5 protein-coding genes are annotated in these 14,649 nt (G+C 27.5%); 4 read left to right on the plus strand and 1 reads right to left on the minus strand.

Going from position 1 to position 14,649, the window contains the following annotated elements; genetic code table 4:
- Positions 1 to 99 precede the first annotated feature (99 nt).
- Positions 100 to 8,466, plus strand: a complete 8,367-nt coding sequence (locus ACWXVO_RS00720) for an ABC transporter permease (protein ID WP_456001927.1) — start codon at positions 100 to 102, stop codon at positions 8,464 to 8,466.
- Positions 8,466 to 9,380, plus strand: a complete 915-nt coding sequence (locus tag ACWXVO_RS00725; protein WP_444704803.1) for an ABC transporter ATP-binding protein — start codon at positions 8,466 to 8,468, stop codon at positions 9,378 to 9,380. Before ACWXVO_RS00720 ends, ACWXVO_RS00725 begins: the two co-directional genes overlap by 1 nt.
- Before the next feature lie 375 nt (positions 9,381 to 9,755).
- On the opposite strand, the gene ACWXVO_RS00730 is transcribed toward ACWXVO_RS00725, so the two are convergent.
- Positions 9,756 to 10,517, minus strand: coding sequence for a hypothetical protein (locus ACWXVO_RS00730; protein WP_456001930.1), 762 nt, complete (start codon positions 10,515 to 10,517; stop codon positions 9,756 to 9,758).
- A gap of 209 nt (positions 10,518 to 10,726) precedes the next feature.
- Between ACWXVO_RS00730 and ACWXVO_RS00735 the strand changes: the two genes are divergently transcribed.
- Both ACWXVO_RS00735 and ACWXVO_RS00740 read left to right on the plus strand, forming a co-directional pair.
- On the plus strand, positions 10,727 to 12,880 hold the full coding sequence (locus ACWXVO_RS00735) for a HinT-interacting membrane complex protein P80 (RefSeq protein ID WP_456001933.1): 2,154 nt from the start codon (positions 10,727 to 10,729) through the stop codon (positions 12,878 to 12,880).
- A 27-nt stretch (positions 12,881 to 12,907) separates the two neighbouring features.
- Positions 12,908 to 14,638: a HinT-interacting membrane complex lipoprotein P60 gene (locus tag ACWXVO_RS00740; RefSeq protein ID WP_456001936.1), complete on the plus strand. Its 1,731-nt coding sequence runs from the start codon at positions 12,908 to 12,910 to the stop codon at positions 14,636 to 14,638.
- The last annotated feature ends 11 nt before the right edge of the window (positions 14,639 to 14,649 follow it).

Raw genomic sequence — 14,649 nt, forward strand, 5'->3', positions numbered from 1 at the left:
CATGAGCAGAATTTTTTGTTGCATAATTAAAAAAATTTATTAAATAATAATTTAATAAACTATATAATTAACATTACAAAGTTTGGGAAGGGGTGAGAGATGAAGAGATTATTTAAAGAAGTTTTTAGGTCACTTGCTAAAAACAAAGTTACATTAATTTGTTTAACGATCTTAATTTTCTTAACAACATTTTTATTTACTTTGTTAAATGATGTTAAGACTTCATATTCACGAACAATAAATGCATATGATAAGGTTTCTAAATTGCATGATTTAACTGTTGATTTAGATATTAATCCTTCAGGAGTCATCCCTAGCCATGGATATAATCAAATCGACAAGGATAATCATAGTGTTATTACTTCACCAATAAAATTCGAATCATCTAAAAATGGTTCGGATGTTTCTTATACGATCAATTTGCCGGGAAGCGAGCACAATTTTATAAACATAAAAGATACTATCGAAAATTGAAACACCAATCCTAAATATTATTTGAAGACTGAAGACTTTTTAAAATTATATTATGAACAACTTTCAGGTCAAGTTTCAAGTGTTAGATTCGAGATTAATAAAGAAAACCCTAATCCCCAAAAGATTAGAGAATTTACTTTTTCAGGTGAAAATAGAAAATTTAAAGTTTATCAAAAAGAGGGAAATAAATATTCTTTGGTAACTAAAGTAAACAGAGTTAATACCGATGACTTAATAAGATTTAAAACAAAAGTAAAATTAGGTGATATTTTAACTATATCATATGGTCCCAAAGGACCTTTTAATCAACAAACAATTAAGGATAGCGTTGTAGAATCCTCGCCTCTTTATATCAATACCGTAACTAAACAAGCATCATTTTTGACCCAAGATTATGATGAATGAAAAGCAGAAGGTGTTTTATATGTTATTGAATCTAATAAAGTCCTTGAATTAATGGGATTTGAAAAAAAATCAAATGATCAAAAGTGATATTTTAATGAAGAAAAAGCTAAAAATGCAAAAATTAAAATTGCTGGCAACCAAAAAACAACACAATGAAATATTATTAATGATGATATCCTTGTTGATGATTTTAAACTCGGGACATTTGCAAATGTAAATAAAATAGTTTCTAATTCTCCTCTATATATCGAACTAGCTTCTAATAATACTTATAAAATTCCGGAAGGATGAATAAGAAGAGCTGAGCGAATGGTTTCATATAATTGATATCGTTACATTTTAAATTGAAATGAAAGCAATCAAGAAGATAAGTCCAATTGAAAAGGATCGTACTTTAAATTTATTGAGCAATTTAGCAAAAATCAACCTAAAGAATATGAGCAACATTTATATTTCTCTTATTGAGATAAGACCATAACCACTACCTATAGTATCGGAAATAAATATAAACAAACCTTTGTGCAAACGGTTCCAATTGATAAAAATGATATTGATGTTACCTTTAAACAGCCGTGAAGTGGAGGGAAAGAAAATACACGAATTCCTAAAAATAAACAAAACCTTGATGCCTTTAATTTATGAAATATTAAGCAAGTAGAATTTAATAAATTAGGATCTCAGCCATTAAGTGATGAAGAATTTCAAGATGTATCAAATGTTAGCAAGCTTAATGTAGCTCAAAATTTTATTCGTAATAATGCTTTAAGTTTTGCTCGTTCTTCAATACTAGAAGATATTAAAAAAACTGTTGGTAAAGATAATTTAGGTATTAGAAAAACCATCACTGTTGAAACAGTTAATGAAGGCAACGCAAAAAAGAATGTATTTCATTTTGTTAATATTGGTGATAAGGATAAAAAAATACTAGGATTTGAAAATAATGTCGGTAAGTTATATAACGAAAGTCTTAATCCATCTATTTTGCATTCAAGTATTTCAAATGAAAATGTTGATAAATTCTTATTAAAGCCAGATAAAAATAGCAATCTTATAACTAAAATTCCTGCTGTTTATACTAGGTCGTTAGTTGAAACTATTTTTCGTAATTTTACGCCAAATAATGAATATTTTAATGCGGATATAAGATTTGAAAAGTACTATGATTTTCTTGAAAACACAAAAATTCCAACCCTAGTTGATGGAAAAATATTGGTTTTAACTACTGCTACGCCAGAAATAAAGCGCCCCGGAGGATCTACTGTCGTTGGGGCAATTGCAATGCCTAGACCAAATAAATATATATTTTTAGTTCAAAGCAATATTGATGGTTTTACAGACGATATCGTGTGAAATAAGGTTTTAGTTAATGACAAGGAATATTTAAGCTTGGATGAAGTTTATAATTACCTTGTTCAACAAGATTATACTGTTCGTGGTGAAATAGGTGCAAACGGTTGAGCCGTTGTTAATCCTCAATTTAGAAACGCAATAAGTTTACCAATATCATTCGGATCAATTTCACCAGATTTAACTCTTGAAATTACACAAAAAAATACAATTAAAACCTTAGTTGATAGATTACGTTCAGTTCTTTTAGATACAGATTTTGGAAAATTATTTGATCGCCGTGATGTATATCGTATTTTCAAAGCTGTCACCGATTCTGTTGAAAGCAATGGGTTACATACACTGCTTGCCATCGGAAAAACTAACCGTTTTATTTTAGAAAAAACAATTTTAGATATTATTAAATTTTTAGTTAAACCTCTGCCGCAAGATAATAACCAAAATCTTGAATACATAAATATAAATGCAAATGCTTTCATTCATAATTTCTTTGCAAAGATATTTTTATATTTTAAAAAACAATATTTACTATCGGCTAAAACTAATGAAGAAAGGGAAAACTATCTTGTTTCACAAATAAATAATCTAAGCGGAATTTTAAATTTTTCTAATTTATACATTATTCCACAACTCAAGATTTCATTAAAAGATCTATTTGTTTATATAAGAGATAAAGAAAAAATTTTCGATATTTTAACCGAAATATTTTCATCAATTGATTTTGTTAAATTTTCAGCAATAATAAACGATTGATACGATCGCCATCCATATAAACCGTTTACTGCGGTAAATGATACATATTGAACAATGTCTCATGAACGGATGATTATTTCTTTATTAAGTTCATTGAATGAAGAAAAATTCAAAAAATCCATTAAGAACCTTTTCAATTTAGTAGATTTTAGTAAAATACTTGATCCAGAGCAAAAAAGCAGCTACTACCAAAAATGAGTTCAAGCATATAAAAATATAAATCAAGACTTAGATAAAAATACGAAGGATGAGGCTAAAAAATTCTTCAAAGCCTTAGACGCTAATAAAGATGGCTCATATAAGAATATTAACGAAGGACTATTTAGTATTTTTTCAAATATAAATATTGAACAATTCACTAATTCACTTAATAAATTAATTAAGATTAATAAATATCCAATTACAGCTAATAATAAAATTTATAACGATTACAATACTGAATATTTAAATCAATCTGATTATTTGGCAGCATTTATGTCCTCTCTAAACCTTGTTGGCGAAAATGAAATTTCAGCAAGCAAAATTATTCAAATTCAAAATGCGATTATTAAAATTTTTAACTTTTCAAACAAAACAGAAAGTTTGGTTAAAGAATTAAATATTTCTATTCCAACCAAAGAGGAAGGAAAAATTTCATTACTAGATTTGGCTATTTTGCCTAAATTAGCATTGCCAAATAATTTGTCTAGCAGTTTTTCTATTCCTTCGTCATATAATGTTCCTATTAATGAGTTTGATTTAGTTGATATCAAAAAGATTATTGCAAAGGTAAAACAAGCAATAAATTCTAAAACTTTATTAAAATTGACTAAATCTGAGTTTGATTTTGTTAAACAGCAAGCACTTGTTAATGATATTGAGCTAAATAATCTATCAAAATTACTTGCTAAACTTGAAAAATATTTTAATTTTGTATCTCTTTTAAAACTCAAATCTCTTAAACCAAGGGATAATAAGTTCGACTTTATATTAGAAGACAAAAATCAAAAGCCCGAATCATATGCTGATTTAGCCTATTTATCAGCAATTATTGATTCAAATGCTAAAGATAAAAAATCACAAATAGAAATCCTAAAAACCTTGCATAATTTTCTTGCTAAATATCTAGGTTCATCATTTCTTGCAAATGGTGAGGAATCAATTATTAAAAATATGTTTGTTTTATATAGCATATGAATTAAGATGGCTTATTTTTTGAATAGAATTGAGCGTATTGAGGATAAAATATCTATTGATCAAAATACTGGACAAAAGATTATTGAAAAGCAATATGCTAAAAAACTTTCTTATGCACAAATTAAACTTGTTCTAAATGAAATCTATAAACTAGCGCTAAATCCTGAATTTGTTAAGGCAATGCAAAACTTTGATAAAGTTATTAATCCAATTCCTAGTTTAGGAATATTAGGAAGCGATAATAAGTATCAAGCAACACTTTTAAAAATTCCTTATGCTCATGCACATACTAATTTAGCAAATCGTGAACTTATTTCTTTATTGAAAAAATCGCACGGTATTAATTTATTTAAATCTAATTTAATTAATGCTAGAATTGACACCAAAACTATTGATAAAATAATTGACCTTTTAATTAAGAATTCAAATGAACTTACTTATAACTTTGGTTACATTGCAACAGCCTCGCAAATTCCAACTTATTACAATAATTCATTAAAAATGTTTCTTGATTCATTCCTTGAAACTAATGACAAAACTCCTATAAAACCGTTAATTAAAGATGATTATGAACTAGATTTGGCATTCAAAAAGGTTATTGAAAATTCAAGACTTAATAATCATTTATCATTATTAAATATTCCTAATAATCTATTAAATCCTTTGACACTACTAAGCTTTCCTCAAATTCCTTTATATTATATTTTAAGTCCAAATCCAAATGAAGGTAATATTGCTTATATTGTTAAAAAAGTTTTAAATAATCTTAAGTCTTCGAATGTTAAGGATATATTTTATCAAATCGAAGCAATTACACAAAATTTTGAAAATTCTGCTTATTATGTTGAATCGAAAAACGATACTTCTATTGATTTAGACCTATCTAGATTTAATTATATTTTTAATCAAAAATTAAGAAATAGTAATGGTAAGGGACTTGATTTATTTGGTATTAACATTACCTCATCTTTAGAAAAATCAGTATATAAAATCATAGAACCTATTAAAATATCAAATTTAATTTCTTATTCAGATTCAGGCTCATATGTCGCTAAAGTTAATTATGGTTATGCATCTAAAAACGGTAAAGAAGTCTATAAAGGTGATATAAGCAAATATCTATCGAACCCTTATGCTATGCAATTATTTATTTCTTCATTAGATGAAAAGTACAAGGTTAAAGTTAATACGCAGGAGTATTTAATCATTGGTATTGATTCAACTGTTGATTATTTATATCCTGTTATTAATGAAGAAAATATTCAAGTAGATACTAATACCCAAGCAATTATTTATGTTAATTCAAAGGGTTTTGACCGTATAAACTCAGCATATCCAACTTTTGCTGTTAAGACTTATGCATTAGTTAAAGCACCTGTTGATGAGAATGGAAAATATTTGCATAATAAATCGCCGAAGGAATTGCAGGAGCAATTTAATAATGATATTAATCTTATTAATCCTAATTCATTTAACAAAAAGGTTTATTTAAAAGACGAATTAGACAATATAAATCCTGAAAGAAAGATAAGAATTGTAACCATTAGAACTATTGTTAATTCAATCAAAAATGCCACATTCTATTTAATTTCTGTTTTAACTATCTTAGTTGCATTCATTATATACTTTATTATGAAGAGATATATTGAAGCGAGAAATAAAGTTGTTGGAATATTGCGTGCTCAGGGTTATAAAACCTCAAAAATAGCATTTGCATTTTGTGCTTTTGGTTGAATCCCTGCTTTTGTTGGTGGTTTACTTGGTTATATTGTTGGTTTTGCCTTACAGGGAACAGCAATGAATGTTTTGTCTTCATACTGGACACTTGAAAATAATATAATTCCTATTCACACCTCCGCCATCCTTGGTACAATAATTGCACCGTTGTTATTTGTTAGTTTCTTAATTTTTATAATAACAGCAATTTCTGTTAGAAAAAAACCTATTGAGTTAATGAGTGGTCTTGTTGAGTTTAAGGTTGGGAATTTTGCTCAAAGAATTTCAGCAATGTTTAGAAAACTGCCAGTTAAAGCAAGATTTATCGCCTCTATGGCACTAAATAATTTCTGAAAAATGTTCTCGCTATTCTTAGCATTTTCAACCACATCGTTGATTTCTATGTTCTTTTTATCGTCAAACAACATTTTTAATAAGGCTATAACAAAAACATATAAAGATAGACTCTATAAATTTAAGCTTGATCTTGAAAGCCCGACAACTGAAGGTGGGCCTTATGTTACTTATAATAAATCTGATATAAATTCATTATTATATGTTCCTAATGATTTAGCTGGATCATCTTCATCAAATGGTAGTCAACTTGATTATGCTAATCCGAATTTCTTAAGACCAGGCAGTTCATTTAATACCGATGTCCCACATATTCCGTATGCACCAACAGTGTTGACTAAATCATCACTTGATATCTTGATTGATTTATCGGTTGAATTAAGCCCTTGAGATATTACTTATGCTAGTTTGCCTGAAACGCAAAGAGCTAGAGTCGCGCAAATATTTAAGCGTGTATCAAAAGAAATGCAAGCTACTCAATATTTAATTGATATTTCTAAGTTAAAAACCGGTAAGGATTATTTAAATGTTGAAGATAGTGACATATCAAATATTATTGCCGTTACTGATTTGGAAAAATTTCAAAAAGATCTCGCCAACAATAAGCCAGAAGATATAAAAAATCGTACGAGCTTCTTTTATTTCACTTCGTCGTCTTTATATCAAAACAATCAATCCAACGGAAGAATTAGCGAACAATTTAAATTTATTGAATGAGATCCCATTAATGAAACATACTTTAAACCAAAATCTGTTTCAACATCGAGATATAGACAGGAATATCGTAATTTCTTGGTTAATGCCTACCGTCGTATTGAAGGTCTTGATTTCTTTGTATCATTTGGTGGTATTTATTGAAATGATGTAACTAATGAAAAATATACTTATGCTAAAACACTATATAATAATAAAGAAATAAAGATTTATGGATATTATGGTGATAGTAGATTCATTTCAATGCACAATGCTAATAATGAAGATTTACAACAAAAATTAGCTAACTATCAATATAATGAAAATACTACAATCCCATTGATTGTCAATACTGTTGCCCAAAAAAGATACAATCTTTCTATTGGTTCAAAAATTGAATTTGATTTATTAAACCATGTTGATCGCTTTAGTTATCGTGCGTTAAATCAAAAGCCACCAAGAACTAAATATACCTTTGAAGTTATTGATATATCCGAAACATACATTAATAGTGAATTTATTACAAGAAAGGACATCTTAGACAAAATTTTGGGTTATGACACATTGACTACTCGTTTGCAAAACGCACGTAAACAAGAACTAGAAAATGCTATATTCTTAAACCCACAAAATAAACAAAAAATTACTAGAGACTTTAGACGAAAATATGAAGCATTTAATGGTATTTTATCTAGTGATACAACACCAGTCCAAACGATCGATACCTTAACCACTTATTCATCAACCGGTTTTTGGGGTGCGACCTCTTCATTCGAAGTTGAAGGTGCAAGTGATCAAACTGTTTGAGAATTCTTTAAACGCATATTTATATCTAATAAAGACCTAAATTATATATCCGTTTATGAACATAATATTGATTCCTATAATGAAGCGCACCCTGGAGCTAAATTAAGATATAAAGACGTATTATTTAGACTTCTTAATATAAATGAATCTCAATATGAAAAGATTGTAAAACAAGCTAATTCAAATGAAGAATTTAAAGGTTTAGCACGCAGTATTCTTACGAAATTTTATGGAATACAACCCGATACTATTTATGGTAAAAATATTATGTATGGCGCCTCATTTAACGTTAATAGTAAAGATATTGAAGCAGGTTTTATAGCTGATATTTCTGAAACTGTAAATGTTATTCTAATAGCCTTTATTGTTATGTCGCTATTGATTTCCATTATAATATTAATTGTTATCACTAATATTATGATTGCCTCAAATCAAAGAGCAATAGCTACGTTTTCAGTTTTAGGTTATACTAATCGCGAAAAGATTTCACTATTCTTTGCTAACTTTGTTCCGACTATAATATTTGCTTGTTTATTAATGATACCTGCAACATTACTATTGATTTCGGTATTTAATGCATTTATGATGGCTACATCTCAAATTGTCTTGCCACTTGTTTTACACTATTCAACAATTATTATCTCAGCAGCAATTTGCTTAACAGTGTTTATTCTGACCTCGATGGCTACTTGAAAGAGTTTAAATAAAATTAAGGCCATTGACACCTTGAAAGGAAAATAATGTGAAGAAGAAATAAAAAAGTTGAATCTAAAAATGAAGATTTAAATGTTTCCATGAATAATAAAAAAGAGACATCAATAGCTTCGAATGCTGATGGAATATCAGGACATCCATTAGATAGTGCAACGTTAAAAAAATATAAATTAGCAAATAATAAACCTCGAAAAAAAGATGGATTAGAAAAGGAAAAGAATAGCGATGGCAATATTGTCGAAGTCTTTGATGTTAAGAAAACTTATTTATCAGGAAACGTTGCAACCGATGTTCTAAAAGGTGTATCTTTAACCATAAAAAAGGGCGAAATTGCAATATTGTATGGTAAATCAGGGTCAGGAAAATCGACGCTTTTAAATATAATAAGTGCACTAGATAGACCAACTAGTGGTAAGGTTATTGTTAATAATATAAATTTGCCTTATCTAAATGAATCTAGACAAACGCTATTTAGACGCGATAATATTTCATTTATTTTTCAAAACTATAATTTATTGCAAAATTTAAATAGCTATGATAATGTTGAGACCGGCGCTTATTTACAGAAGGACAAGTCAAAACATTTGGATATTAAGAAATTATTTAAGGATTTCGACCTTGAAGAATGTATGTTTAAATACCCTTCACAAATGTCAGGTGGTCAACAACAACGTGTTTCTATCCTAAGAGCAATAGCTAAAAATTCTGATATTCTTGTTGCTGATGAGCCAACCGGTGCTCTTGATGAGAAAACAGGATGAATTGTTTTAAAAATTCTTCAAGAAATCAACCGCGATTATGGAACTACGATAATTATTGTTTCACATGATGCTGATGTTGCGCAAATTGCGGATAAAGTTATTTATCTTGAATTAGGACATATTAAGGATATAAAACATCAAGAACGAAAATGATTAATAAAAAAGGAAAAAGAAAATTAAAATGATTATAACTATATTATTTATTATATTTGGATTAATACTATCAACTGCTATTATTGCTCTATCAGCATTTTTGCTATCAAAGAAAATTAAAAAATCTTACATAGTATCCTCATATTGCATGTTATCATCTTGCTTACCAATATGGATCGCTTTATTTATCTCTGCATTCACATTGACGAAAATAGTATTACTTGTATTCATATGTATTACGCTAATATTAATAATTGTTTCAGCAATTGTATTTGGTATTGCTAGAATAAAAGTTGCTACTCAAACCAAAAAAAGAAGAATAGCTGAAAAAAGAGCGTAATTAGTTGAAGAAAAAAAGCCAGTAATAAACTGGTTTTTTATTTTAATTTAAGAAAATCTTAATTATTTATCATCGTTGTTAGAAACACTTTTTATAATGTCGATACATGAGCCAAAGTGATATGGAACTGCAATTTCTTTAATGTTTTTTCAATCACTTCCAAAGATGTTTCTTAAATAATTTTGATATTCATTTATAACATGAAGTTTTAGCCCATCTTTTTCAAAAATACGAATGTTATAGTTAGTATTTGTTAATCATTTTGTTAGAAAAAAATGATTAATTATTGGTGATGTTATAACAAAACCTTCATACATATCATCGTTTAGATCATTTACTAAATCCTTATAGTTTATCGATTTTTTTAAAGCCTTTAGGAATTTAGAAATAATAATTTTGTTTTTAATTTTAGGAATATTTGAATAATTCATAGTAGCATAATATTGTATAAAGCTTTTACTTTTATTAGAAAATTTATACATCTTTTTTATTTTTTTAATCGTTGTGGGAATGATTAAATTAATATCAACAAAAGGGCAATCATTGTATATATTTTTACTATCTTCAACAAATTTATTTTGTAACGAATAATAGTCAGAGTGTTTGACCGAATCAATTACCTTGTGTGGATATAATTGTCTTAGTTTTTCATATGATTCAAAAGTCATCATTGCTTCATAATGATCAGTTTCATTTCAATATTCCAGGTTATTAACCACTGCTAAAAGACTATTAAAATCAAGACTATATCAGAGCTCATGCTTACTACAAATATTAATAAATTCTTTCAAGATGTCAAGTTTATGGTTAAAAATTTTAGTCATATTTTAAAATTATAATTTAAATTTATTTTTACCTTAATTTATTTAATTTGCTAATTCTCTACTAAATATTGCTTAACCTGCCTGTGTTAACTTGGTTTTGTTGTTAGCAAAATATATGTAAAAAGTGGTAAAATTTTGTTATCTTATTTAATTAATTAAATATGAATATTTTTATTTGTACATTACTATATTCAGAATGAAAGGCAAATATGTCAGAAAAATTTAAAAAACAAATAACCACTGAACAAAAAGCTAAGAGAAAAAAGGTCATTTGAGGAACTTTTTGAGCAACCGCCATTTCAGCTGTTTTAGCAGCTGGTATTTCTATTCCACTTGTTCAAGCTTCGAAGGCCCTACCTGCTCCAACTCCAATATTGGATGAAAAAAGCTCAATTATTAAAATCATTCAACCAGATGGTTCTATTAAAACTTTAACATATGGCGAGCTAGACAAAAATCCTACTCTAACAAATAAAAACAAAAATATTTTTGATTCTATTGAAAAAAACATTGCCAAATATCTTTATGAGAAAGAGTATGAGGCTTCTTTATGATATCAAGCAGTTTATAATGCCGACAAAGCAAAAACAGATGAAAAATCTTTTGCCCTAGATTCGATTGATAAAATTAAAGAAAAAGTGCAAAAAGAAATTGATGATTTAAAAAGACAGTATCAAAAGCAATACGGCCTTGAACAAAAATGAGAAGAAAAATTCTTAGAAGAGATTTCGAAGCCATCATGAGGATCATCAAAAAATGAGAAACAAGCTTTGGAATACCGAGTTAATTTAGAAATCAACAAAAATGCTTATCGTAGATATAAAACCGAAGTTAATACTGATTGAACATACAATGAATTAAAAAATGGTATACTAGCCAATAAAGATGTTTTTTATGAATACAATGGCAAAAAAGTTGAAATAGCTAAAAAAGGCCAAAAAATATTTTTGCCTTTTGCTCATGAAAACAAAAATTATGTATTGCCAGCAGAGGATTCGATTGAGTCACAAACAAATTCACAAGCTTCAATCAAAATTCCGATGTTTGTTACAACATCATTTGTTAAGGAATTTAGAAATCCTGAAAGATTTATCAAGCCATGAATCGACAGAAAACAAGCCATTTTATCAGAATTTTCATTGTCTGCTCATCAAGATACAACCGGCGCTGAAAAACCATGAGTTGTAACAAAGGCTGAAATAATTAATCTTCTTAAGTTTTCAGCATATCCGGAAGATAATACGCACAATAAATTAAAACTTGCAATTGATGCATTAAATGATTTTAGAGGATTTAGCACATTAATAAAAAACGATAACATTACTTCAGATGATGAAAGACATGCAAAAAATGACCAGACATTAATTGAATATTTATCAGCTGATAAGGCAAATGCTTCAAAATTTGGGTCAAAGGGTTTTGTTAATTTAAAACAAGCAATTTCTTCAAGTGAACCATCTTCATACTTTGGGCTACTATCAATTTTACTAGGTGACGCACAAACTGATAAAGGTATTTATAAATATACTCAAAAGAATGATTTGTTTAAGGATTTAAAGAAAAAGCTAATTGAGGTTTTAAAATCACTTAGTGGTTATAATAATCTTGAAACAAATTTTAAGTCAAAACTTGAGAGTGCATTGAATGCGGAACCTGCTTCAAAAGAAAAAAATGCTGATTACGTTGAGGAATATGCTAAGTATAATAACGAAGTTGAGAAAATAATTAATAACCTTGAAGATAAGGAATTTAACAAATTGTTTGGAAATGCATTTAAAGATGTATTTGCGAAAGGTAATAAGGACAATAAAATTAACGCTATTTACAAGGTCGGAGAAAATTTTGTTTCAGTATCTTCAAAAGGAATATTAATTCAAAATTTACACAAGTTTGATACAGTGGAAGCTGTTCAAAAATTAATTGTTAAAGATTTAGCAATTAAATCAAAAGCAAATTACAAAAATACATTTACTAGTGAATTATTCAATTTAAATACTATTTTTGCCGATATATTAGATACTACATATCAAATTAACGATCTTCTTTCACAAGATACATTCAAAGAATATTTAAAACAACAAAAATTTACTCCTATTGATTCGGATAAAGAAAAAAACTTTGATGATGCAGATATTAAAGGAGCTTTAAACTATATTTCAACACTAGAACAAACAAATAAGGCAACTATTGTAAATAAAAAATATGGTCAAATAAAAGATTTTATTAAGAAACAAATTAATGATAATCTTGTAGCTGACTTCGAATATGATACAAATACAAATAAATTTATAATTAAACCACATGATAATAAAGATATTATTTCTTATTTATTTGACATCATAGTTAAATATGTTTTAGAATAGAAAAGTTTTTATAAGGAAAGGAAAAAAATGAAAAAACTTTCAAAAGTATTGCTTAGTTTATCACCTCTAATATTTTCTGGTGTTCCATTACTAGTATCATGTGCAAATAATAAATCACAAAATAATGTTGAAACCCCGGGTTATCAATCAGGTTTTTTAAAACAGCAAACATCAAAGAATCAAATGATTTTATCAGTTGTTGATACATATCTTGAAAAATTTTATGTTAATGATTTAAAAAATATTAATCAAAAAGACAAAATTGCTTCTGCGATTGAAAATAAAAATAATCAGCTTCATAAAGATTTATATGACTTATTTAAATATTATGCCTCTGTTTCACTAAATACTGATGCTCAAAAGTTTTGAAATCTAAAACATGATTTTATTCGATTAAATATTGACACTAGCACCTATAATCCAGCCCCTGAAAATATTCCTAGCGAAGATGAATTTATATTTTTAATGAAGAATTCTAAATTCTTGCAGGAAAATCTTAGATTAGAGTTAGAAAAAATGCTAGTTTCTAAAATTTATCTATTAAAATCAAGAGATGAGTTTAAAAAACTATCCGTTAATCAAAATGGCCTAGATAAATATCAAGTAAGTCTCGAAGAGGAAATAAAGAAAGATTCAACTACATTGTTAAAAAAAGATATTTATGATGCCCTTGATTTTTCAAGTAATAATCTTTATTTAATTAAGTATCTTCTTGAAAACCCCCTTATCCAAAGATGATCATTTACTGATACAAAAGATATGAATTTAAGAATTGGTAAGGCAAATATTTCAACCTTTAACGATTTTAACAATCTAGCATCATATAATCCTAAAAAAACTCAACAGTATGATTACAATCCGGTTGCCAAATATCCCGAATATATTTTAAAAACTGGTGCTTCAGAAGGATTTGAACTTAAAACATTAAGAGCATTTAACGGAATTGTTGCTAATTCAGAAACAACAGGCGATTTATCAAACTCATTTTACACAGCCAAAAAATTTACTTCACCTGTTTTTGGTTTTGTAGATCCAAAAACTAAAAAAGTATTAGACCAGGACTATTTTAAATTAGCAAAAATTCTTGCTCAAGAAAAGAAGTTACCAAAAATTAAGGCCACAGCATCGCTCAAATCTAAACAAGATAAGGAAGAAAATTTAAAAGTATTTAATGCTAAGGATATTGAATTCGAAGGCCTTACAAGACAAAATGATAATGAAAAAGTATTTACTAAAGAAATAACTTTAGAAAACAAAAAATATACTCTTATGTTTGAATTAAAAGACTCGATAACTTTTAGTGGTCAAATTCTAAGAGCGCCAATGAGATTAAGTATTAAGGAACTTGGATCGAGACATTATTACGATTTTAGTGCTGAATTAGAATATAAGGATAAGAAATTTATAGACCAAACTAATGCAAATGATTATAACCTAGATAAGTATCCAACATTTATCGATGTTATTAATGATAAAAAAATTGATGCTTCATATGTAATTAAATTAGCACCATTATATTTATCTAAAAAAGTAAAAAATCTAAAAAATGAAATTGTTGATAAGAAAATTTTTACTTTTGAAAATACCCCATGAAATGATGCAACACAACAAAGTATTATTGCTAACTATATTGTTGTCTCAAAAGGAAACACTTTGTTTAGAGAGGCTAATAAGTACATAATAGACAATCTAGGATTTAAGTTAACAGAGCTAAACCCAATTGTTTTAGAATTATTTAAAGTGGAAGGATTAATTTAAAAAAAAGAAAA

The organism is Mycoplasma sp. 1890 (assembly GCF_053851615.1).